The sequence below is a fragment of the Nocardiopsis sp. NPDC050513 genome (assembly GCF_044457925.1).
Lineage (GTDB): Bacteria > Actinomycetota > Actinomycetes > Streptosporangiales > Streptosporangiaceae > Nocardiopsis.
This window is the reverse complement of the sequence record NZ_JBITHK010000007.1, coordinates 263,225-284,819: the sequence shown is the minus strand read 5'-3', so window position 1 is coordinate 284,819 and position 21,595 is coordinate 263,225. Positions and strand designations below refer to the sequence as shown.

General features: G+C 73.2%; 19 protein-coding genes. 13 read left to right on the top strand and 6 right to left on the bottom strand.

Annotation, left to right across the window (positions count from 1 at the left end; all coding sequences use genetic code 11):
* Positions 1-90 precede the first annotated feature (90 nt).
* Positions 91-1,260, top strand: coding sequence for an acyltransferase family protein (locus ACIBFB_RS15350; protein ID WP_397230612.1), 1,170 nt, complete (start codon positions 91-93; stop codon positions 1,258-1,260).
* Between the two features lie 76 nt (positions 1,261-1,336).
* Here the strand turns inward: ACIBFB_RS15350 and ACIBFB_RS15345 are convergent, their stop codons facing one another.
* A complete protein-coding gene (locus tag ACIBFB_RS15345; RefSeq protein WP_397230412.1) occupies positions 1,337-2,242 on the bottom strand; it encodes a CDP-alcohol phosphatidyltransferase family protein in 906 nt (301 codons plus the stop codon).
* 229 nt (positions 2,243-2,471) lie between these two features.
* Between ACIBFB_RS15345 and ACIBFB_RS15340 the strand changes: the two genes are divergently transcribed.
* Complete coding sequence (locus ACIBFB_RS15340) at positions 2,472-3,911, top strand: GuaB1 family IMP dehydrogenase-related protein (RefSeq protein ID WP_397230410.1); 1,440 nt, start codon at positions 2,472-2,474, stop codon at positions 3,909-3,911.
* A 29-nt stretch (positions 3,912-3,940) separates the two neighbouring features.
* Here the strand turns inward: ACIBFB_RS15340 and ACIBFB_RS15335 are convergent, their stop codons facing one another.
* Complete coding sequence (locus tag ACIBFB_RS15335; protein WP_397230408.1) at positions 3,941-4,714, bottom strand: endonuclease V; 774 nt, start codon at positions 4,712-4,714, stop codon at positions 3,941-3,943.
* Between the two features lie 234 nt (positions 4,715-4,948).
* On the opposite strand from ACIBFB_RS15335, the gene ACIBFB_RS15330 reads away from it, so the two are divergent.
* The 4 genes from ACIBFB_RS15330 to ACIBFB_RS15315 are packed head-to-tail and all read left to right on the top strand — an operon-like array spanning position 4,949 to position 8,946.
* The gene (locus ACIBFB_RS15330; RefSeq protein WP_397230406.1) at positions 4,949-5,737 is read left to right on the top strand and encodes an ATP-binding cassette domain-containing protein; all 789 of its coding nucleotides are present in this window, start codon (positions 4,949-4,951) and stop codon (positions 5,735-5,737) included.
* On the top strand, positions 5,724-7,838 hold the full coding sequence (locus tag ACIBFB_RS15325) for a YhgE/Pip family protein (RefSeq protein ID WP_397230404.1): 2,115 nt from the start codon (positions 5,724-5,726) through the stop codon (positions 7,836-7,838). The genes ACIBFB_RS15330 and ACIBFB_RS15325 overlap by 14 nt, the downstream gene beginning before the upstream one ends.
* 37 nt (positions 7,839-7,875) lie before the next feature.
* Complete coding sequence (locus ACIBFB_RS15320; protein ID WP_397230402.1) at positions 7,876-8,520, top strand: TetR/AcrR family transcriptional regulator; 645 nt, start codon at positions 7,876-7,878, stop codon at positions 8,518-8,520.
* Positions 8,521-8,550: 30 nt separating this feature from the next.
* The gene (locus tag ACIBFB_RS15315) at positions 8,551-8,946 is read left to right on the top strand and encodes a DUF3592 domain-containing protein (protein WP_397230400.1); all 396 of its coding nucleotides are present in this window, start codon (positions 8,551-8,553) and stop codon (positions 8,944-8,946) included.
* Here ACIBFB_RS15315 and ACIBFB_RS15310 read toward each other — a convergent pair.
* The gene (locus ACIBFB_RS15310; protein ID WP_397230398.1) at positions 8,909-10,048 is read right to left on the bottom strand and encodes an antibiotic resistance protein VanZ; all 1,140 of its coding nucleotides are present in this window, start codon (positions 10,046-10,048) and stop codon (positions 8,909-8,911) included. The two genes, ACIBFB_RS15315 and ACIBFB_RS15310, sit on opposite strands and share 38 nt — an antisense overlap.
* Positions 10,049-10,582: 534 nt before the next feature.
* Here ACIBFB_RS15310 and ACIBFB_RS15305 point away from each other — a divergent pair.
* The 7 genes from ACIBFB_RS15305 (at position 10,583) to ACIBFB_RS15275 (ending at position 18,325) form a co-directional block, all read left to right on the top strand.
* Entirely contained in the window at positions 10,583-13,246 is a 2,664-nt protein-coding gene (locus ACIBFB_RS15305) for a nitrate- and nitrite sensing domain-containing protein (protein ID WP_397230396.1), read from the top strand.
* 1 nt (position 13,247) lies between these two features.
* On the top strand, positions 13,248-13,697 hold the full coding sequence (locus ACIBFB_RS15300) for a roadblock/LC7 domain-containing protein (RefSeq protein WP_397230394.1): 450 nt from the start codon (positions 13,248-13,250) through the stop codon (positions 13,695-13,697).
* Between the two features lie 9 nt (positions 13,698-13,706).
* Positions 13,707-14,144 carry a DUF742 domain-containing protein gene (locus ACIBFB_RS15295; RefSeq protein ID WP_397230392.1) on the top strand — a complete coding sequence of 146 codons (438 nt, stop codon included), beginning with the start codon at positions 13,707-13,709 and terminating at the stop codon, positions 14,142-14,144.
* A complete protein-coding gene (locus tag ACIBFB_RS15290; protein ID WP_397230390.1) occupies positions 14,125-14,709 on the top strand; it encodes a GTP-binding protein in 585 nt (194 codons plus the stop codon). Before ACIBFB_RS15295 ends, ACIBFB_RS15290 begins: the two co-directional genes overlap by 20 nt.
* Before the next feature lie 188 nt (positions 14,710-14,897).
* The gene (locus ACIBFB_RS15285; protein ID WP_397230388.1) at positions 14,898-15,908 is read left to right on the top strand and encodes an oxygenase MpaB family protein; all 1,011 of its coding nucleotides are present in this window, start codon (positions 14,898-14,900) and stop codon (positions 15,906-15,908) included.
* A 168-nt stretch (positions 15,909-16,076) separates the two neighbouring features.
* The gene (locus tag ACIBFB_RS15280; RefSeq protein ID WP_397230386.1) at positions 16,077-16,994 is read left to right on the top strand and encodes an oxygenase MpaB family protein; all 918 of its coding nucleotides are present in this window, start codon (positions 16,077-16,079) and stop codon (positions 16,992-16,994) included.
* A complete protein-coding gene (locus ACIBFB_RS15275; RefSeq protein ID WP_397230384.1) occupies positions 16,991-18,325 on the top strand; it encodes an MFS transporter in 1,335 nt (444 codons plus the stop codon). The genes ACIBFB_RS15280 and ACIBFB_RS15275 overlap by 4 nt, the downstream gene beginning before the upstream one ends.
* A gap of 70 nt (positions 18,326-18,395) precedes the next feature.
* Here the strand turns inward: ACIBFB_RS15275 and ACIBFB_RS15270 are convergent, their stop codons facing one another.
* From ACIBFB_RS15270 to ACIBFB_RS15260, 3 genes are read right to left on the bottom strand one after another with little or no spacing between them, the layout of a single operon-like run.
* Positions 18,396-19,148 (bottom strand): decaprenylphospho-beta-D-erythro-pentofuranosid-2-ulose 2-reductase, encoded by a 753-nt coding sequence (locus tag ACIBFB_RS15270; protein WP_397230382.1) that lies wholly within the window; start codon positions 19,146-19,148, stop codon positions 18,396-18,398.
* 28 nt (positions 19,149-19,176) lie between these two features.
* On the bottom strand, positions 19,177-20,529 hold the full coding sequence (locus ACIBFB_RS15265; protein ID WP_397230380.1) for an FAD-binding protein: 1,353 nt from the start codon (positions 20,527-20,529) through the stop codon (positions 19,177-19,179).
* Positions 20,526-21,443: a decaprenyl-phosphate phosphoribosyltransferase gene (locus ACIBFB_RS15260; RefSeq protein ID WP_397230378.1), complete on the bottom strand. Its 918-nt coding sequence runs from the start codon at positions 21,441-21,443 to the stop codon at positions 20,526-20,528. Before ACIBFB_RS15260 ends, ACIBFB_RS15265 begins: the two co-directional genes overlap by 4 nt.
* Positions 21,444-21,595: the final 152 nt, after the last annotated feature.

The window sequence follows — 21,595 nt, the reverse complement described above, 5'->3', positions numbered from 1 at the left end:
CCCGTTCGGCGTCGACGTCGCCCACACGGACCGAGGACCGTGCACCTGTCCCAGAACGAGTGAACTCGGAGTCCACCCGTGGCCCCACCCATGACCAGTCCGCCCTCCCGCCACGACGGCGCGGGCACGGCAGCCGCCGCGCCCGCGACCCGTGGCGCGGGTTCGGAGACGGCCCCCGCCACCGGCAGGGACGCCCGCCTGGACAACGCCAAGTTCATCCTCGTCGCGCTGGTCGTGGTCGGCCACGCGGTCGAGCCGCTCGCCGGCGAGTACACCCCCGCCGGTGCGCTGTACTACTGGATCTACTTCTTCCACATGCCCGCGTTCATCCTGATCAGCGGGTACCTGTCGCGGAACTTCGACGCCTCGTCGAACCGCGTGGAGAAGCTGGTCCTGTCCCTGGCGGTGCCCTACCTCATCTTCTGGACGGCCCACCAGACGATCTACGCCGTCGAGCGCGGCGGCCTCCCGGAGTCCCTGTCGGTCCTCAAGCCCACGTGGACCCTGTGGTTCCTGGTGGCCCTGTTCCTGTGGCGGCTGAGCGTGCCCGTGTGGCAGCGGCTCCGCTGGCCCGTCGGCATCGCCGTCGTCATCTCCGTCTTCGCCGCCACCGCCGACCTCGGCACCACCCTGTCGTTGGGGCGCGTGCTCAGCTTCCTGCCCTTCTTCGTCCTGGGCCTGAGTCTGCGGCGGGAGCACTTCGCCTTCCTCGACCGGTGGTGGGTGCGGACCGTCTCGGTCGCGGTCCTGGTCGTCACCGCCGTCCTGGCCGTGCCGATCTCGGACCACCTGAGCCGGGACTGGCTGTTCTGGCGGGACAGTCTCACCGACCGCGACATCGACCCGCTGCTGCCGAGCATGGGCATCCGGCTCGCCTTCATGGGCCTGGCCCTGCTGATGAGCGTGTCCGTGCTCGCGCTGACGCCCAAGCGCCGCACGTGGGTGACGAAGCTGGGCGCCTACTCGCTCTACGTCTACCTGGGGCACTCGGTGGTGCTCCTGCTGCTCAAGGACTCGTCCTGGTACGACGCCATGACCGGCCCCGTCGGCATGGCCGCCACCGTCGCGTTGGCGCTGGCCGTCACGCTGGTGCTGTGCGCGCCGTGGGTGCGCGCGGGACTCCGGTGGGCGGTCGAACCGCAGCTGACGTGGTTCCTGAGCGAGGACTCCCGGCTCCGCGGGAACCGCCGGCCCGTGGGCGCGCCCTCCGGGCGGACGCGGAGGAAGGACGCGAAGGAGACCGGAGCGGGCGCTCGGTGACCGGGACCCGGTGACGGCCGGAACGCGCGAACGGCCCCGGGGCGCGCCCCGGGGCCGTTCGCGTGTGCGGATCGGGTCAGCTGCCGCTGGAGACGGGCGTCGCGGCAGCCAGCTCGCGGGAGCGCGCCTCGTAGCGACGCGTCTCCTTCCACAGCCGGGCGACCAGGACGGCCTCGAAGAATCCGAGCGCCGCGCACGAGAACACCGCGACCGGCAGGATCAGGCTGTCCAGAGGCGTGACGAAGGCGGCCAGGACGGTCACCGGGGCGACCACGCACAGGAACATCTCGAACTCGATGCCGCTGAACAGGTGCGGGCGCACGCGGTGCCGGAGGAGCTGGTCACGGACCCGGGCGTACAGACCGGTCGGCGCGGAGGCGCCCGCGCGGGCCGGGGCCTCGGTCCCGTCGTTCTCGGCGTCCTCCTCCGCGGCGGCCGTCGGCGCGGTCTCCCCCGCCGCCTCCGCCAGGGCGCGCCGCATGGACCGGCGCGTCTTGGCGACCTGGGACGCGTTGAGGTAGCGCAGCAGGTCGAAGAAGACCACGACCGGCGCGGCGATCAGGTAGGCGACGCTGCCCGTGGCGGCCCACTGGCCGACGAGCAGGGCCATCACGCAGCCGAAGAAGCGGATGCGGTCGAAGACGAAGTCGACCCACGAACCGAACACCGAGCCGGTGCCCTTGAGGCGGGCGATCTTGCCGTCCATGCAGTCCAGCACGAAGCTGAGGTGGAACAGCAGCGCGCCCAGCAGCAGCCAGGCCCAACCGGTCGGCCCGGCCCAGGCGGGGGCGGCGAAGCACACGGCCGACAGCAGGCCGAGCACACCCGCCCCCAGGGTGAGCTGGTTCGGTGTGATGTTCGTGCGGTTCGCGGTCCAGACCACCAGTCGTCCGGCGAGCGGGTCGACGAGGAAGACCGTCCACCAGGCGTCCCTGGCCTTGTAGGTCTCCGCCTGGACGTGTGCGAGCGTGAAACGCGGCATGCGGGCTCTCCAGAAGCGCCCGTCCCGAGAAGCAAGACCCGGCGGCACGCGGCGTGGGGCCGGGAAGGGCAGTGTCAGCGGGAATCCGGCCCATCATGCCAGATGGGGGGTCGTGCGACCTAATCGATGGCGGCATACTTGACAGGTAAGAGGGGGATCAACAGGCGCCGCCTGCCGTGTGCGGCAGCGGAGTGGTCCACCCCCTTCGGTCTCGACCGAGGTAGAGGCATTGCGTTTTCTCAACGACCAGGTCCCGCAGCAGGACCTGACCTACAGCGACGTGTTCATGGTCCCGTCCCGCAGCGCCGTGGGCTCGCGGCTGAGCGTGGACCTGTCGTCGCAGGACGGCACCGGCACCACCATCCCGCTGGTCGTGGCGAACATGACCGCGGTCGCCGGTCGCCGGATGGCCGAGACGGTCGCCAGGCGCGGCGGCATCGCGGTCATCCCGCAGGACATCCCCATCGAGGTGGTGTCCGACGTGGTCGCGTGGACCAAGGAGCGGCACCTGGTCCACGACACCGCCATCACGCTCAACCCGACCAGCACCGTCGGCGAGGCGCTCAACCTGCTGCCCAAGCGCGCGCACAACGCCGTGATCGTGATCGACGACGCCCGCCGCCCGCTCGGCGTGGTCACCGAGGCCGACTGCTCCGGCGTCGACCGCTTCGCGCAGCTGCGCGACGTGATGACCACCGAGCTCGTGACCATCCCGGCGGACACCGGCTCCCAGGAGGCGTTCGGGATCCTGCACGACCACCGGCACCGCCTGGCGCCCGTGGTCGACGCCGACGGCGCCCTGGTCGGCGTGCTGACCCGGACCGGCGCGCTGCGCTCCACCCTGTACACGCCCGCCGTCGACGACCGGAACCGCCTCCGGGTGGCGGCCGCCGTGGGCATCAACGGGGACGTGGCGGGCAAGGCCGCCGAGCTGCTGGCCTCCGGAGTGGACACGCTGGTGATCGACACCGCGCACGGCCACCAGGAGAAGATGATCTCCGCGATCGCCAAGGTGCGCGCGCTGTCGCCGTCCGTGCCGATCGTGGCGGGCAACATCGTCACCGCCCGGGGCACCCGCGACCTCGTCGAGGCGGGCGCCGACATCGTCAAGGTCGGTGTGGGCCCCGGCGCGATGTGCACCACCCGCATGATGACCGCGGTCGGCCGCCCGCAGTTCTCCGCCGTGCTGGAGTGCGCGGAGGCCGCCCGTGAGCTGGGCAGGCACGTGTGGGCGGACGGCGGCGTGCGGCACCCGCGCGACGTCGCGCTCGCACTGGCCGCCGGCGCCTCCAACGTCATGGTGGGGTCGTGGTTCGCGGGCACCTACGAGTCGCCCGGCGACGTCATGCGTGACGCCGAGGGCCGGCAGTACAAGGAGAGCTTCGGCATGGCGTCGGCCCGCGCGGTCAAGCTGCGCACCGCCGACGACTCCCCGTTCGACCGCGCCCGCAAGGCGCTGTTCGAGGAGGGCATCTCCACCGGCCGGATGTACCTGGACCCGGAGCGGCCCAGCGTGGAGGACCTCATCGACCAGATCGTCGCGGGTGTGCGCAGCTCGATGACGTACGCGGGGGCCACCTCGCTCGCCGAGTTCCACGAGCGCGCGGTCGTGGGCGTGCAGAGCGCCGCGGGCTACAACGAGGGCCGTCCGGTGCCGACCAGCTGGTGACCCCGGCCCGCACACGGCCGGCCCCGGCGTCAGCCGGAGACCCGGCGTGCGGCGAGCACCGCCTTGCGGTGCTCGCCGCACAGCCGGTCGGCGTGGCGGACCGGTTCGGGCACGCGGTACCTCGGTGACAGCCGCAGCACCAGGTCGGCCGCGCCGTCCAGGTCCACGCGGTGGCCCACGGAGACGTAGACGGGCTTGACCCGCTCGCGGGTGCGCAGAACGCGCCCGACCACCTCACCGCCCTCGGCCGCGAGCGCCGCCGAGTCCTGGACCGTCTCCGAGCGCCCGGCGACCATCGGCGTCCACGCGCCCCGCTCGGCGCCCGGCTCGCTGTGCTTGCCGTACAGCACCGACTTGGCCGAGCCGACGACGGGCAGGTCGAGCAGGACTCCCAGGTGGCAGGCGACGCCGAACCGCCGCGGGTGGGCGAGGCCGAAGCCGTCGCACAGGTAGACGTCGGGCGTGACGGTGAGCGCGCCCAGTGCCTCCAGCACCGGGGGCAGCTCCCGGAAGGCGAACAGCCCGGAGACGTAGGGGAACGCCGGTTCGGCGGAGATGACGGAGGAGTCGACGACCTCCAGCGTGCGGGCGTCGAGGACCACGGCGGCGGCCGACAGCGCCGAGTCGTCCTTGGCGTAGCTGACGTCCAGACCCGCCACCAGTTCCACCGCGTCCGCGTCGAGCGGCTCCTGTCGCACCCGGTCGGCCATGCGCCGTTGCAGCGCGGTGGCCTCGCTCGGCACGCGCGGCCACAGCCCGGGATCGTCCAGCACCCGCCTGACGCGTTCGGCGATCTCCGACACCCTCGTCCCCCTTCACCGCGTCCGTCACCGGTCGCCACCATCCAACCGCCCCCGGGCCGCGGGACGGTAGTCGGCCCCGCCCGGGCAAGGCCCCGGCCCATTCTCGGCGTGGTTCGGGCGGGTCCCGCGTGCGCCGCGTTGTGCGGCACTCCACAGTGCCGGACGCTCATGCCGTCCCGGAGCGGGAGTACGCTGATTTTGCACTGACCGGTCAGTTCAAAAAGGGGAGGTTGGATGCGTCGGGCGACCGGAGCTCGCGTCCACGCCGAGGGCGTCACACTCACCACCCGCGAGGGCCCCGTCTACACGGACGTCGACTTCACCGCGCGGCCGGGGACGCTCACCGTCTTCCAGGCCGACTCCGGCGGCGGACGCAGCTCCCTGCTGCTCACGCTGACGGGCCGGATGCGCCCCTCGTCGGGGACCCTCTTCGTGGACGGCTACGCCCTGCCCGGGCAGGCCCGCAGGGTGCGGCGGATCAGCGCGCTCGGCCTCATGGACGAGGTCAACGCCCTCGACGACCGCCTGCGCGTCCGCGAGCACCTCTCCGAGGGGATGCTGCTGCGGATGCGGCCCGGCGCGCGCTCCCTCACCGACGCGTCGATGGCGGCCGTCGGCCTCGCGGACCTGGACCGGGACACCCTGGTCAAGGAGCTGACCATGCTCCAGCGACGACGTCTCGGCGTCGCCCTCGCGCTCCTGTCCGAACCCCGGCTGATCGCGGTCGACAACGTCGACGGCGGCCTGAGCAGCGAGCACCAGGCGGACATGTGGCGCACGCTCAAGGACCTGGCCGATGAGGGGCTCACGGTGGTCGCCACCTGCGCCGACACCGACGAGGTGCACACGGTCGCCGACGCCGGCACCCAGGGACCGATCCCCATCCGCCAGGGGGAATCAGCCGACCCGGCCGAGGGCCCGGAGCGGACCGGTTCCGGGGACGACCACGTCGACGGGCCGGTCGACGACACGCACGGCGACGGCCGTGGCGAAGACGAGGAGGACCCCCGTGGCCAGGCGTAGACGTCCCCGTGCCCCGCGCGTGCGCCCCTTCGCGGTGCCCCGGCTGGGGCTGCTCACCATGCGCTCCTTCCTGCGGTCGCCGCTCCCCACGGCGGCCCTGGCGGCGCTGCTGCTCATCCCGCTGCTCTACTCCGGCATGTACCTGTGGTCGTTCTGGGACCCGTTCGGCCGGATGAGCCACCTGCCCGTGGCGCTCGTCAACGAGGACGTCCCGGTCCGGGTCGGCGACGAGGAGGTGGACGCCGGCACCGAGCTCACCGAGACCCTCGTCGAGGGCGGCGACCTGGACTGGCGGCTGGTCGACGCGGAGGAGGCGGCCAGCGGTCTGAGCGACGGCACCTACTACGTGTCCCTCACCGTCCCCGCCGACTTCAGCGAGAACCTGACCTCGCCCTCCCGGGACCGCGAGGAGCCCGTCCCGGCGCTGCTGCGGGCCGACTACAACGACTCCAACAGCTTCATCGTCCGCCAGCTGGGCAACAGCGCCTTCGAGGAGGTGCGTGACGCGGTCGCCGGTTCCACGATCAGCGACTACCTGGACGAGATCTTCCTCGGCTTCAACCAGATCCACGACCAGACGGAGGAGGCCGCCGACGGAGCGGGCCGGATCGCGGGCGGCGCCGGTGACGCCGAGGAGGGCTCGGGCGAGCTCTCGGACGGCATCGACACGGCGCACACCGGCGCCGGGGACCTGAGCAGCGGTCTGGACGAGCTCTACGCGGGCTCGCGGACGCTGGCGGCGGGCGCCGACACCGCATCCGAGAACGTCTCGGCCAAGGCGGACCGGCTCAACGAACTGGCCGACGAGTCCCTCCCTCGGCTGGAGGAGGACATCCCGACCATCCAGGAGCGCGCGTCGCAGATCGCCGCGGTCGCCGACGGCCTGGTGACCGCACTGGACACCCTGCCCCAGGAGATCGACACCGCCCGGATCTCGTCGGCCGACCAGCGCCTGGACGCCTGGATGGACCAGCACCCGGAGCTGGAGACCGAGCAGCCGGAGCTGCACGGCATCCTCACCGAGGTCCAGGGCGTGACGGACACCGCCCTGTCCACGGCCGCCTACGTCAACGACAACCGGGAGGAGATCGACGCCACCGCGCGGGAGGCCGCCGACCTCGCCGCGCTGGCCGAGGGGGTCTCCGAGGACCTGCCCGGGTACGTGGACCAGGCCGAGGCCGCCCGCGACGACGTGAACGCGCTGGACGAGGGGCTGGAGTCCCTGGCCGAGGGCGCGGCGGAGCTCCGCGACGGCCTGGCCGTGGCCTCCGGCGGCGCGAGCGACCTGGACCAGGGCCTGGGCACGCTGAGCGGCGGCGCGGGCGAACTGCGCGACGGCCTGGGCGAACTCGCCACCGGATCGGACGAGCTGGCCGACGGCCTGGCCGAGGGGGTCGAGGAGATCCCCTCCTACTCCGACGAGGGCCGCGCCACCGCGTCAGACATGATGAGCAGGCCCGTACGGCTCGACAGCGAGATCGAGAACGAGGCGCCCAACTACGGGACCGGTTTCGCCCCGTTCTTCGTGCCGCTGTCCCTGTGGGTGGGCGCGATGGTCGTGTTCATGGTGCTGCCCGCGCTGTCGTCGCGCGCGCTGGCCTCCACGGCGGCGTCGTGGCGGGTGGCGTTCGCGGGGCGGGTCGTGCCGCTGCTCCTCGGCTTCGGGCAGGTGCTCATCATGCTCGCCGCCCTGCACCGGTTCCTCGGCCTGGACGCGCTCCACTGGCCGCTGCTGCTCGCCTTCCTGCTGCTGACCTCGGCCGCGTTCACGGCGACCGTCCAGTACCTGAACGTGCGGTTCAACGCGGCGGGACGCGTGGTCGCCCTGGTGCTGCTCGTGCTCCAGCTGACCTCGGCGGGCGGCACCTACCCGATCGAGACCAGCCCGGGCTTCTTCCAGGCGGTCGGCCCCTTCCTCCCGCTGCACTGGGCGGTGACCGCGATGCGCCAGCTGCTGGGCGGCGGCGACATGTCCATCGTCTGGTCGGCCTTCGGTGTGATGTCGCTGTGGCTGGTCGTGCCGCTGCTGCTGACGTGGCTGACGGTCGAGCGCAAGCGGGTCTGGACGATGGCCTCCCTCTACCCCGCGTTGAAGCTCTGATGGCGGGCACCGCCCCGTCCGGGGCAGAATGGATCGGATGAGCGTGAGCACACCCAGAGGCGGGCGCCCCCCGGGCGGGCGGCGCGAGGCCACCCGGCTGCGCCTGTTCGAGGCCGCGATCGCCCTGATCTCCGAGCAGGGGTACGAAGCGACGACGGTCGACGCGATCGCCGAGCGTGCCGGGGTCGCCAAGGGCACCGTCTACTACAACTTCGGCGGCAAGGGCGAGCTGTACACGGCCCTCATGGAGTGGGGCGTGACGCGGCTGGCCGACACGCTGAGGGACGCGGTACCCGCGCCCGGCCCGGGCACCGGTCCCCGGGAGGCGCTCACCGCGGTGCTGCGCGCCGGCGTCGTCTTCATCGGGACGCACGAGGCGCTCGCCCGCCTGCTCATGGCCGAGGCCTGGCGGACCAACCGGGCCTGGTACACGACGGTGCGGCAGATCCGCACCAAGGCCATCGGCGTGATCACCGACGTCCTCGACGACCTCGTGCGGGACGGGCTGGCCCGACCGGACCTGGACACCTCCCTTGCGGGATCGGCGCTGTTCGGCATGGTGGTGTCCGTGGCCCTCGACTGGCGTACGCTCCAGCCGGACCGACCGGTCGAGGACATCCACACCACCCTGGCGCACGTGGCGGAGGGGCTCGCCGCCCCGTCGCGTCCGCCGGCGGGGTGACGCCGACGCCGTACACGAGAGGGCTCAGCGATGGCCGACCTGTATCCCCTGCTCCCGCTCACGGCGGGGGTGATCGCGCTCTGGACGGTGACCAGGGACGCGCGTGTGGACCTGCGCCTGCGACGCCACGGCGTGCGGGCCAAGGGGCGGGTGATCGGCTACAACGAGACCTCGTCCTCCTCGCGGATGATCGTGCAGTTCCGGACCGAGGACGGCGTGGAGGTGCACGCCGAGCACGAGAACACGGGGTGGACGGCCTCGCGCGCCGGGGAGATCGTCACGGTCTCCTACGACCCGGACACCCCGGAGCTGGCCCGGATCGTCTCCGCGCCGTGGCTGAGCCGGTGGGTGCGCGGCCTGTTCGGCACGATGGGGACGGTGCTGGTGCTCAGCGGTCTGCTGCTGGGCTACCTGGCGTGGACGTGACGTCCGCCCCGGGCTCCGGCAGCGGCGGACGGTAGCGGACCAGGCGGTCGGGCAGCCCGCCGTCGAGGGTGGAGCGGGTGCGCACCCGGACCCCGCACACCAGGTCGGCCGCGCCCGCCCGGTCGCGGCGGACGACGGCCGTGCTGGCGTGCACGAGGGCCACGGCCAGGGCCGTCCAGTGCCACCCGAGCGCGACGAGCGCGGTGACCGGCTCGTGGAGCAGGAGGACACGGAGCAGGACGCGCCATCGCGCGGCGGGTTCCGGGCGGTCCCGTTCGGACAGCGCGAGGCGCAGGAGCGCCGCCGCCGGAGTGCACCGGTCCCGCCGGAGCAGGGGGACGACCAGGCCGAACACGAACGCGGCCCCGAGCAGGGCGAGGGTTCGGACGGTCTCGCCCTCCGCGGGGCGGACCAGGCCGAACAGCCGCGCGAGAGCCGTGAGGGTGGCCGCCCCGTACCACCACAGCCCGAGGTCGAGCACGCAGGCGAGCGCCCGGCGGGAGGGTTCGGGCACCGCGCGGTCGGCCACGGCCGAGGGCCAGCCCCGGGCCGGGCCGCCCGGCAGCAGCGGCGGGATCCAGCGCGCCACCGCCCATCCGACGAGGGCGCCGACCACGCCGAGCCCCACCACCGGCGGGGACGTCGTGGCGTACGCGCACGGGTAGACGCCCAGCAGCCCGGTCGCACGCACCGCGCTCGCCGCAGCCGCCAGTGCGCCGCCGAGGACGAGGGTGGCGCCGAGCCCCAGGCGGAAGCGGTCGCGGGCCAGGAACCCCACGGGGAGGAGGACGGCGCAGCCCAGGAGCAGCTCACGCGGCGCGTGGGCGGGATGGGGCCGGTCGGCTGGTTCCGACGGCGCGCTGCCCACAGGCAGAGGGCAGAGCCCGTCGACGAGTGCGGGCAGCGGCCAGACGGCGTACGCGACCACGCCCGCGCAGCTGAGCAGCGACGCCATCGTGAGCTGTCCGCTCCAACCGCGCACCAGACCGTAGCGCCGGTGCTGGCCGCCCAGCGCGAGTGCCACCCCCGCCACGACCAGCAGCGGCACGGCCGCGACGGCCACGTCGACCGCGGCCTGTCCCCCACCGTGCGGCTGCACCATGCACGTCTCCTCGCCTGCGCACACGGGGCCCCGGGGCCGCCCGGACGGCGCCGTCGGGCGACGTCGTCCCAGAGGGAACGCGACCTGGGCCCTTCACTCCGGGGCGCAACGCTAGTACGCTCCGGCAAGGCGTGGAACCAGAACGCACCTTTGTCCTGGTACCGTCCAATAGCGCTGAAGACGACCACTTGGCACAGGGAGAACATCCCCTCGCCCTTCGTGACCTTTGTCCCACCACCCCGCCCTCCAGGGATACCGCGCGTGTGAGCAGTTGACGAGTGCGCCCCACCCCCGAAGACCCCCGCCCAGAGCGACCCGGATCCGCCGAACAGGCCGTTCCGGGATACCATCCCCAACGCCAAAACGGCGCAAAAGTGGTTACTCTGCGGTAAGTCCCGCGTCGCCCCGGCCACCGGACGCGACCAGGTGGGCCTCGCGCGAGACGCCCCACGGTGCCGCCCCCCCGGCACCCGGAGGCGGGCCGACCCCCGGCACCGCACCGAGACGACTTCGACGCGGAGCGACAGGAGAACCGTGCAAGCAGTACAGCAGCGACGCCGGCGGACCATCGCCGCACGCATCCGCTCCATGGTCATGATCCCCACCGCCGCGCTGCTCGCGCTCTGGCTGATCATCACGTTCATCCTGGCCTGGGAGGCCATGTTCCTGATCCTGCGGGCGCGGGCGACCCACGAGATGGTGACCCCCGCCGCCGTCGGGCTGGTGCGGGTGATGGACGAGCGGTCGGCGACCATCGCCTTCATCGAGCGCCCCGACGACGCCGCCCTGGAGGAGGCGATGGCGGAGGCGCGCGAGGAGTCCGACGCCACCCTCGGCGTGGTCATCGACGACCTGATCGGCTTCGTCGACATCGCCCCCGGGCGTTCCGCCGACCGGATCGAGGAGCTCTACGACCAGTACGGCGACATCGGCCAGATCCGCGCCGCGGTCGACTCCGGCTCCGCGTCCCGCGAGGCGGTCCTGGGCTACTACGACTCCCTGATGCTGGCGGGCGCCGACGTCTTCGACTCGCAGGGGCGCGACGGCAACACCGGGACGGCCACCAGCTCCGGCTTCACCGCCGTCTACATGTTCCGCACCGTCGACGCGTTCGCGCGGAGCGACGCCCAGCTCCAGCGCGCCTTCGCCACCGGGGAACTCACCCACGAGGACCAGCACGTGTTCACCGAGCTGGTCGGCGCCTACCAGAACCTCCTGGAGTCGAACGCGCACTACCTGGAGGGCCCCGGACAGCTGGAACGCTACGAGGCCCTCATGACCAGCCCCGAGTACGCGGCGCTGCTGGACATGCAGCAGCAGATCATCCACCGGCAGATCTCCACGGAGTCCGTCTTCGACCCGACCACGGGCCAGGAGGAGACCGTCCAGGACCTGGCGATGCCCGTCGACGAGCAGGAGTGGGCGGAGGCCTACGGCCACACTCTGTCGGAGCTGACCGACCTCGGCGCCGACGAGGCCCTGAACTCGGCCAACGTCACGAGCGACTACGCCTGGTCGCGGGTGTTCTGGGCCGTGACCGTCAGCCTCGGCTCCGCCGCCGTGCTCGCCGTCGCGTTCGTCCTGGCCCGCAGGTCCTCCCGGGATCTCACCGACCAGCTGCTCCGGCTGCGCGACGACTCCATCGACCTGGCCGAGACGCGACTGCCCGACCTCATGCGCCGCCTGCACGAGGGGGAGCGCGTCGACACCCGGGCGGCCATGCCCGAGCTGTCCACCGCCGACGACGAGATCGGTGACGTCGCCAGGGCGTTCAACACCGCCCAGCGGGCCGCCGTCGACGAGGCCGTCCAGCAGACCGAGCTGCGCCACGGCGTCAACCGGGTGTTCCTCAACATCGCCCACCGCAGCCAGACGCTGGTCCACCGGCAGCTGCGCCTGCTGGACAAGATGGAGCGCGAGCAGGAGGACCCGGAGCAGCTGGAGCAGCTGTTCAAGCTCGACCACCTGGCCACCCGCTCCCGCCGCAACGCGGAGAACCTGCTCATCCTCGGCGGGGAGGCGCCCGGCCGGACCTGGCACCGCCCGATGCCGCTGATCGACGTCCTGCGCGGCGCCATCTCCGAGTCCGGCGACTACACCCGCGTCAAGCGTGAGCGCATCGCCCGCGTCCACCTCAACGGCCCCGCCGTCGCGGACGTCATCCACCTGGTCGCCGAGCTCGTCGACAACGCGGCGATGTTCTCGCCGCCCCACACACACGTACGGCTGAGCAGCGAGGACGTGCCCAACGGCGTGACGATCGAGATCGAGGACCGCGGTCTGGGCATGACGGACGGCGAACTCGCCGCGGCCAACGCCCTGCTGTCGGACCCGCCCGAGTTCGACGTCATGCGGCTCAACGAGAAGATGCGCCTGGGCCTGTTCGTGGTGTCGCACCTGGCGCACCGCCACGGCATCCGCGTCCACCTGCGCCCCTCCCCCTACGGCGGCGTGCAGGCGATCGTGCTGCTGCCGCACGACCTGATCTCCGGCGACCGCCCGCAGTCCCCGACCCCCGAGGAGGAAGACATCTGGGAGGTCCGCGCGATCACGGACCGCCCGTCCGGTGACGGCGCCAGGCCGATGCTGACCCCGGTGGCGGCCTCCCCGTCCGACGGGTCGGCCGACGACGGGGCGGCCCCCCGCTCCGGCGCCGCCCTGGCCGCCGCGCCCGACCCGGCCGACGACTCCGCCGAAGACGCGGAGGACGCGGCCGGCGACACCCCCGCCGACGGGCACACGGAGGACGGCGGCGGCGCCGACGCCGTCCCGGCCCCCTCCGGTGCGGGTGAGGACCTCCTGAGCGCCGACGCCGACAGCCCCCTCCCGTCCCGCCCCCGCCGCGCCGACCCGGTCGACGGCGCGCCCTCCACCGCGGACGCCCGCCCCGCCCTGCCCGTGCGCGCGCCCGGCGGCGCCTCCCCGACCGTGGTCGAGGCCGGAGGCGGCCGACCGCCGCTCCCCAAGCGGCGCCCGCAGGAGAACCTCGCCCCGCAGCTGGCGGCCGACCCCTCCGAGGAGGACACCGGCCCGGCCGCGGGACTCGGCGGCACCAACGGCGGAGCCAAGGGCGGTTCCCCGGACGGCGCGGAGCGGCTCGCACGCCTGCGCCGGAACATGTCCGCGTTCCAGAAGGGGACGGACCGCGGGCGGCGCGATGGCAAGCAGCAGATCCACGACACCGACAAGGACGCCTAACGTGACGAGCACCCCTGACAGCGCCGACATCGGCAACGGCGCGGGCAAGAAGGACATCGACTGGCTCCTGGACGAGCTGCTCGACCGCGCGGTCGGGTCGCGGCACGCGATCGTGCTGTCGGCCGACGGACTGCTCATCGGCCGCTCGCGCGACCTGGTCAAGGAGGACGCCGAGCACCTCTCCGCGGTGGCGTCCGCCTTCCAGAGCCTGGCCCGGGGCACCGGACGCCATTTCGGCGGCGGCGAGGTCCTCCAGACCGTCGTGGAGATGGAGAGCGCCTACCTCTTCGTCACGGGCGCCGGGCGCGGCGCGTGCCTGGCGGTGCTCGCCGAGGAGAGCGCGGACGTCGGGCTCATCGCCTACGAGATGAACGTACTGGTCGAGCAGGTGGGCCGGTACCTGGACGCGGCCCCCAGAAACGAGGGCGCTCCCGGGGAAGCCACGCGATAGGGGACGGTTATGCAAGCGCGCAACGAGCACGATCCCGGCGAGGTACCGCACCGCGGCGCGGTCGGCGGCCTCGGTTCCGACGGCCCCGAGACCGGCGGCCCCCAGGAGGCCGGTCCCCTCGTCCGTCCGTACGTGATCGCGCAGGGCCGCGAGCACGCGGACACCGTGCGGCTGGACATGATCAGCGTCGTGATCGCGGCCAAGCGGGCCGAGGTGGACGAGATGGCCCTCGAACCGGAACAGCTGCGCATCCTGGAACTGTGCCGCCGTCCCCAGTCGGTGGCCGAGGTGTCCGCGCACCTGGACATCCCGGTCGCCGTCGTCAAGGTCCTGCTCAGTGACCTCCTCAACCGCGGCCTCGCCCTGGCCCGCGCCCCCTACACAGCGAAGAGCCCGGTGAGCCGGGACGTACTCCAGGCGGTACTCGATGGCATCCAGAGACTCTGACAACGACGACCACGCGCCCGTCCCGTCGGCGCTGAAGATCCTCGTGGCGGGCGGCTTCGGGGCCGGGAAGACCACGCTGGTCGGCTCGGTGAGCGAGATCGCCCCGCTGCGCACCGAGGAGGTGATGACCGAGGCCAGTTACGGGGTCGACGACCTGTCGGGGGTCGAGTCCAAGGCGACCACCACCGTGGCGCTGGACTTCGGGCGCATCACCATCAGCCCCAGCCTCGTGCTGTACCTGTTCGGCACCCCGGGCCAGGAGCGGTTCTGGTTCATGTGGGAGGAGCTGTCCGAGGGCGCGCTCGGGGCCGTCGTCATCGCCGACACACGCCGTCTGGAGACGTGCTTCGCGGCCGTGGACTTCTTCGAGCGGCGCGGTGTGCCGTTCGTGGTGGCGGTGAACTGCTTCGAGGGCGCCGAGCGGTACGAGGTGCACGAAGTGCGCGACGCGCTCAGCCTCGATCCCTCGATCCCGGTGGTGCTGAGCGACGCGCGAAGCCGCGAGTCCTCCAAGAAGGTCCTGCTCACGCTGGTGAACCAGGTTGCCGAGCGCATGGCCGCCTAGGCGCGCGCGGGTCGGCGCGGCCGGAGACCCCCTCGGCCGCGCCGGATCGGACGGGAGCGCACACGTTTACATATGGCGCTTACAGGTAAAGTTCGGGCCGTGGGGCACCGTGCACACGCACGTGCCGCACCTTCGCGGACCCCTGCCCCGGCGCGCTCGGGCCCGCACCGAGGCGACTGGAGAAGACCATGAAGCGGTTCGAGTGGCGCGACCGGATCCACGCGTTGGACGCGGAGGCGGACTGCGAGCGGATCGTCACCATCCTGGGCAGCCACGAGTTCCCCTGGGACATCGAACAGGCCCTGGGGCTGGCGTTGTACCGGACGTACGCCGTCCCCAGCATCGGGGAGCTGCTGGCGCGGACGAAGGAGTTCACCTCCCGTACCCAGCACCGGTACGACGACACCGCGCTCATCCTCAACGACATCCTGGAGCACGGTTTCGGGCCCGGACGGGGCCGCGACGCGCTGCGCCGGATGAACCAGATGCACCGCTCCTACGACATCGGCAACGACGACTACCGCTACGTCCTCAGCACGTTCGTCGTCATGCCGGTGCGCTGGATCAACGACCTCGGCTACGGCTGGCGGCGCCTGACCGAGCACGAGATCGCCGCCAGCACGAACTACTACCGCAAGCTCGGCCGGCACATGGGGATCAAGGACATCCCCGAGACGTACGCCGCGTTCGACGAGCTCTTCGACGCCTACGAGCGCGAGCACTTCGCCTACACCGACGGCGGCCGGGCGGTCTCCGACGCCACCCTCGCGCTCATGGCGGACTTCTACCCCGCCTGGCAGCGGCCGCTGATCCGCCCGTTCACGCAGGCGCTCCTCGACGACCGCCTCGTCCGGGCCTTCGACTACCCCGAGCCCTCCCGCGCCTGGCGGGTGCTCGCCCGCACCGCGCTCCGTCTGCGGGCCAGGGCCGTGCGGCTCATGCCGCCCCGCGAGGAGCCCCGCCTGGCCAGGCAGAGCCCGAACATCCGCAGTTACCCGGACGGTTACGACCCCAACCGGATCGGCACCTTCCCCCAGGGTTGCCCGGTCCCGCACGACCTGGCCACCGTGGAGGTTCCCGGTACGGGGGCGCACGTGCCCGCGCCCGGTCAGGCGATCGGCCCCGCCGCCGGGCGCCACGCCCCGGTCCCCCGGACGGAGCCCACCGCCGCCCAGCCCGCGGAGCCGTCCGAACGCTGAGCGGAGCCGCTCCCCGGCCATGTCCCAGCCGTGCTCCCGCGCACCTCCCGTCACCGAGCCCGGTCGCGTCCCCGCCGGACCGGGCCCTCGGCGTTCCCGGAATCCCCGCCGCGGCGCCGACCGACCCCCCGTCCCCCACCCCCACACCGCCCCCGACGAAGGAATGCCATGAAGCGCTTCGACCTGCGCGACGAGATCCACCGACTGGACCCTGAGAAGGACTGTGTCCGGATCGTCCAGATCCTCAGCTCCCAGGAGTTCCCCTGGGACATGGGCCGGGCGCTGGGCATCGCCCTCTACCGCACCTACGCCGTCCCCAGCATCGGCGCACTGCTGGGCCGGACCGACGAGTTCACCGGCCAGACCCAGAAGCGGTACGACGACACCGCCCTGATCCTGGGCAGCATCATGCGGCACGGGTTCGAGCCCGGGCAGGGCCGCGACGCGCTGCGCCGGATGAACCAGATGCACCGCTCCTACGACATCAGCGACGACGACTACCGCTACGTCCTCAGCACGTTCGTCGTCATGCCGGTGCGCTGGATCAACGACTACGGCTACGGCTGGCGCACGCTGTCCGGCCACGAGATCGCCGCGATCACGAACTACTACCGCAAGCTCGGCCGGCACATGGGGATCAAGGACATCCCCGAGACCTACGAGGAGTTCCGCGCGCTGCTGGACGCCTACGAGGACGAGCACTTCGCCTACACCGACGGCGGCCGGGCGGTCTCCGACGCCACCCTCGACCTGATGGTCACGTTCTACCCGCCGCGTGTGGCCGGGCTGGCGCGCAGGTTCTCCATGGCGATCCTCGACGACTCGCTCATCCGCGCCTTCCGCTACGACCCGCCGAGCCGTGCCTGGCGCCGGGCCTCGGACATCGCGTTGAAGCTGCGCGCCAGGGTGGTGCGCCGGATGAAGCCGCGCGAGGAACCGCTGTGGGCCGACGACAACCCGAACGTGCGCAGCTACCCCGGGGGCTACGACGTCAACCGGATCGGCACGTTCCCCGCGAGCTGCCCGGTGGCGCACGACGTCGACCCGGTGGCCCACGTCGAGGCCCCGTCGAACGGCCCGGCGTGACCCTCGCCCTGCCCCGGTCGGTGCACGTCTGGTACGGCAGCGGCGCCGTGGCCACCAGCGTGTTCAACACCGTGCCGGGCCTGCTGCTGCTGATCTATCTGACCGACTCCCTCGCGGTGAGCCCCGCGCTGGCGGGGGCCGTGGTCCTCCTCCCCAAGCTGGTGGACCTCCTGGTCAGTCCGTACATCGGCGTCTGGTCAGATCGGACACGCTCCTCCTGGGGCCCCCGCCGCCCCTGGATGCTCGCGGGTGCGCTGACCCTGCCGGTCCTGTTCGCGGCCGTGTTCGCGGGCCCTCCGCTCCAGGGCGACGCGGCTGCCGCCTACGTGGCGCTGCTCTTCGTCGCGGCCGCCCTGGCCGCGTCGATGTTCCAGGTGCCGTACACCGCGATGCCGGGGGAGATCACCGACGACTACCACGAGCGGTCCACGTTCAACGCGTGGCGGACCGCCTTCGTGGGGCTCGCGCTGCTGCTCGGCGGGGCGGCCGCGCCGGTCATCCAGTCGTCCTTCGGCGACGACGCCACGGGGTACCGGGCCATGGGCCTGGTGATGGGCGCCCTGCTCCTGGCGTCCATGCTCAGCGCCGTCGTGGGCACGCGCCGGGCGCCGAGACCGGCCCACGTCCACCGCTCCGAGGGGCTCCTGCCCCAACTCCGCGTCGCGTTCGCGCACCGGCACTTCCGCGTGCTGTTCCCCGCCTTCCTGCTCATGTCGGTCGCGGGCGGAACGATGGTGGCGGGCGTGCCCTACGTGACCGCCAACGTCATGGGCGAACCGGCGTACACCAGCATCCTCATGGTGTGCGTGCTCGTGCCGCTGATGGCCTCGGCCCCGCTCTGGAAGCGGCTGTCGGTGCGGATCGACAAGCGGGGCGCGGCCGGGTGGTCGGCCGCGGTGTTCGCGCTCGGAGGGCTCGGGCTGCTCCTCATCCCGCTCTGGGGAGTGCCGGGAGCGGTCCTGTCGTCCGTGCTGGTCGGCATCGGCCTGTCCGGCACCACCCTGCTGCCGGCGTCGATGCTGGCGGACTGCCTGGCCTCCGCGGACGACGCGGGGCGGCGCCAGGGCGGCGTCCTCGCCGGGCTCTGGACGTCCGGTGAGGCCATGGCGCAGTCCGTGGGCACGGGACTGCTGTCGCTGTCCCTGGCGGTGAGCGGGTACGTGGAGTCGGGCGCGGACGAGGTGGTGCGCCAGAGCGACGAGGCGCTGCGCGGCATGCTCGTCGGAAGCACGCTCGTGCCCGCCGTCGTGATGCTCTCGTGCCTGGCCCCGCTGTCCTTCTACCGGCTGACCGCCGCCCGGGTGGGCGAGCCCGACGGCGCGGCCGTGTGACCGCCGGTCCCGGGTGCCCGTGCCGCCGCTCGGACGCCCGGGACCCCGCGGGACGGGGTCGGGCGCCCGGTCAGCGGCTCAGGCGCCGCCACACCGACCGGGGAAGGACGCGCATCACCGCGAACACCGGACCCAGCACACGCGGAGACCACACGGTGGTGGCCCCGGAACGCAGACCGCGCGCGACCGCGTCGGCCACCTGGCCGGGCGTGGCCGGGAAGGGCGCGGGATCCACGTGCGCGGACATCCGCGTCGGCACGTATCCCGGTCGTACCACCAGCACGCGCGCGCCGGTGCCGTGCAGGGAGTCGGCCAGCCCCTGGGCGAAGCCGTCCAGCCCGGCCTTGGCCGACCCGTACACGAAGTTGAACCGGCGCACGCGCACCCCGGCCACGGACGAGAGCACGACCAGGGCGCCGTGGCCCTGGGCGCGCAGCCGTGCGGCCACGGCGAGACCGACGGACACGTGCCCCGTGTAGTTGACCGCGGCCGCGCGGGCGGCCGACGCCGGATCCGCCTCGTACTCGGCCTGGTCGCCCAGGACGCCGAACGCGTCCACGACCACGTCCAGGTCGCCGACCAGCTCCACCGCGCGGTCGACGGTCGCGGTGTGGGTGTCGGGGAGGGCGGCGTCGAAGTCCACCGTGTGCACGGTGGCCCCGAGCGCCGTGAGCACGCTCGGCGGGACGTCCACCCCGCCCCGTGCCGCGAGCACCACCTCCCGCGCGCCGTCCCGGACCAGCCGTTCCACCACGGCCAGGCCGATGTCGCTGCGACCGCCGAGCAGCAGCACGGAGCGCACGGTTCCCACCGGGTCGCGCATGGAGTTCCTCTCGTGTTCGGAGCCGCCGTCAGACCAGGCGCAGGCGGCGGGCCAGGTCGGAGACGAGCACGCCGTCGGGGTCGACCCGGTCCCGGGTCCGCCGCCACGCGGGCAGGCCGGGGTACATGGCGTGCACGGTCTCGGCGCTGGCGCGGCTGTCCTTGGCCAGGTACAGGCGGCCGCCCGCCTCCAGCAGGCGTTCGTCGAACCCGCGGAGCAGCCGCCCGAGGCCGGGCAGGTCGGCGGGCAGGTCCAGGGCCAGACTCCACCCCGGGCGCGGGAAGGAGAGCGGCGCGGGGGTCGGGTCGCCCATACGTTTGAGGACCGCGAGGAAGGACGGCGCGCCGGCCCCGGAAAGGCCGGTCACGATGTCGGTGAGGGCGTCCTCGGCCCCGAACGGCACGACGAACTGGTACTGGACCAGGCCGCGCGGTCCGTAGATCCGGTTCCAGCCGCGCACGGCGTCGAGCGGGTGGAAGAAGGAGGTCAGCGGCTGGACCCGGCCGCGGCGGCGCTCGGGCGCGGCGGCGTGGTAGGCGGCGTTGAAGGCGCCGACGGACCAGCGGTTGAGGAGACGAGGGGGTGCCCAGGCCGGCGCCGCCAGGGGCGCCGCGGGCCGGTGGCTCAGGGGGGCGCGGCGCAGCGGACGCGGCAGGTCCGCGACGCGCGCGTGGTCGGCCCGGGTGAGGACGCCCCGTCCGGTCGCCGAGCCCCGGGCGAGCAGGTCCAGCCAGCACACGGTGTAGGGGTGCTCGGCGCGCGCCATGAGGTCGAGCGTCGCGTCGAGCCCGCCGGTGCGGTCGGTGTCCACGCGGACGTGCGCGGTCGCGACGGGGCGGACGGCGAGGGTCGCCTCGGTGACCACCCCGGTCAGCCCCATGCCGCCGACGGTCGCCCAGAACAGGTCGGCGTCGTCCCCGTCCGGAGTGAGAGCGCGCACGCGGCCGTCGGGGGTGACGAGGGTGAGGGCGCGCAGGTGCGCGCCCAGGGAGGACGCGACGTGGTGGTTCTTGCCGTGCACGTCGGCGGCGATCGCCCCGCCGAGGGTGACGTGGCGGGTGCCGGGGGTGACGGGCACGAAGTGGCCGCGGGGCAGAAGGTGGTCGATGAGCCGTCCCATACTCGTGCCGGCGGGGGCGGTGACCTCGCCGCGTGCGGGGTCCAGGCGCAGGGGGCCGGTGAGTCCGGTGCAGTCCAGGACGAGGCCGCCCGCGGTCTGGGCGGCGTCTCCGTAGGAGCGGCCGAGGCCCCGGGCGACCACCCCGCGCGGACCCGCGCTGGCGAGTGCGTCGGCGGCCTGCCGGGCGCTGCGGGGCCGGACCACGCGCGCGGCGGTCGGCGCGGTGCGGCCCCAGCCGGTGAGCAGGGTCGGCGGGTTCACAGATGGATCCCGGCGGCGACGAGGGCCACGAGCGTGACGAGCGTGAGTTGGATCGGACGGTCGCGCAGGGCGATCTCCTCGGGTTCCTCGCCGACGCCCCGGTCGACGAGCAGGTTGTAGCGCAGGACGAACATGACGAACGGAACGATGCTCAGCGTGTGCCAGAGCGTGCTGTCGCCCGGCTCCAGCGCCCACAGGAAGTAGGTGACGATCATCGCGCCCGAGGCCATGGTGCGGGTCTGGGTGAGGTAGCTCCTGGTGTACCCGCACAGGGTACGGCGGACGGGTGTGCCGGGCCCCGCGGCGCGCAGTTCGGCCTCGCGTTTGCCCACCACCACCAGCAGCGCGCCCAGGGAGAGGACGAGCACGAACCAGGAGGTCAGCGGAACGCCGACCGCGACGCCCCCTGCGACGGCGCGCAGGACGTGGCATCCAGCGACCACGACCAGGTCGCACAGGACGACGTCGCGCAGGTGGCGGGTGTAGACGAGGGTGAGGACGACGTACCCGGCGATCAGTCCGGTCACGCGGAGGTCGCCCAGGGCCAGGGAGGCCAGCGGCGCGGCGACGCCGAAGAGGATCCCTGCGGCGACGGCCACGGGGACGGGCAGGGCGCCGGAGGCGACGGGGCGGTGGCGTTTGCGGACGTGGGCGCGGTCCGCGGGGGCGTCGTGGACGTCGTTGAGCAGGTAGGTGCCGCCGGCCGCCAGGCAGAAGAGCGCGAACAGGCCCGTGCACACGAGGAGGGCCCGGGGCTCGTCGAGGGCGCCGGCGGCGCCGGGCGCGGCGAACACCAGCAGGTTCTTCAGCCACTGCCGGGGACGGCAGGCCCGGAGGAGGGCGACCGCGAGGCCGCTCCTCCGAGCCCGTTCCCCCGTTCCCGGCAGCGGCTCCCGGGCCCGTTCAGTCACCATGGCGAACCTCTGGGGTCACCGCGCCGGAGGCGGCGGTTGAGGGTGCCCCACCCCATCGCGCAGCGACCGCTGGGCGGTGGAGGGTGACGGGTGGGCAGCGGCGTTCCCCGCGGTCCGGGCCGCCGGGAACGCCGCTGACGGGTGGGGCGGAC

Excerpts from the sequence above, each read along its gene's own strand:
- ACIBFB_RS15350 (WP_397230612.1), top strand. The coding sequence starts at position 91 with ATGACCAGTCCGCCCTCCCGCCACGACGGCGCGGGCACGGCAGCCGCC.
- ACIBFB_RS15345 (WP_397230412.1), bottom strand. The coding sequence starts at position 2,242 with ATGCCGCGTTTCACGCTCGCACACGTCCAGGCGGAGACCTACAAGGCC.
- ACIBFB_RS15330 (WP_397230406.1), top strand. The coding sequence starts at position 4,949 with ATGCGTCGGGCGACCGGAGCTCGCGTCCACGCCGAGGGCGTCACACTC.
- ACIBFB_RS15320 (WP_397230402.1), top strand. The coding sequence starts at position 7,876 with ATGAGCGTGAGCACACCCAGAGGCGGGCGCCCCCCGGGCGGGCGGCGC.
- ACIBFB_RS15315 (WP_397230400.1), top strand. The coding sequence starts at position 8,551 with ATGGCCGACCTGTATCCCCTGCTCCCGCTCACGGCGGGGGTGATCGCG.
- ACIBFB_RS15310 (WP_397230398.1), bottom strand. The coding sequence starts at position 10,048 with ATGGTGCAGCCGCACGGTGGGGGACAGGCCGCGGTCGACGTGGCCGTC.
- ACIBFB_RS15295 (WP_397230392.1), top strand. The coding sequence starts at position 13,707 with ATGCAAGCGCGCAACGAGCACGATCCCGGCGAGGTACCGCACCGCGGC.
- ACIBFB_RS15290 (WP_397230390.1), top strand. The coding sequence starts at position 14,125 with ATGGCATCCAGAGACTCTGACAACGACGACCACGCGCCCGTCCCGTCG.
- ACIBFB_RS15285 (WP_397230388.1), top strand. The coding sequence starts at position 14,898 with ATGAAGCGGTTCGAGTGGCGCGACCGGATCCACGCGTTGGACGCGGAG.
- ACIBFB_RS15280 (WP_397230386.1), top strand. The coding sequence starts at position 16,077 with ATGAAGCGCTTCGACCTGCGCGACGAGATCCACCGACTGGACCCTGAG.
- ACIBFB_RS15270 (WP_397230382.1), bottom strand. The coding sequence starts at position 19,148 with ATGCGCGACCCGGTGGGAACCGTGCGCTCCGTGCTGCTGCTCGGCGGT.
- ACIBFB_RS15260 (WP_397230378.1), bottom strand. The coding sequence starts at position 21,443 with ATGGTGACTGAACGGGCCCGGGAGCCGCTGCCGGGAACGGGGGAACGG.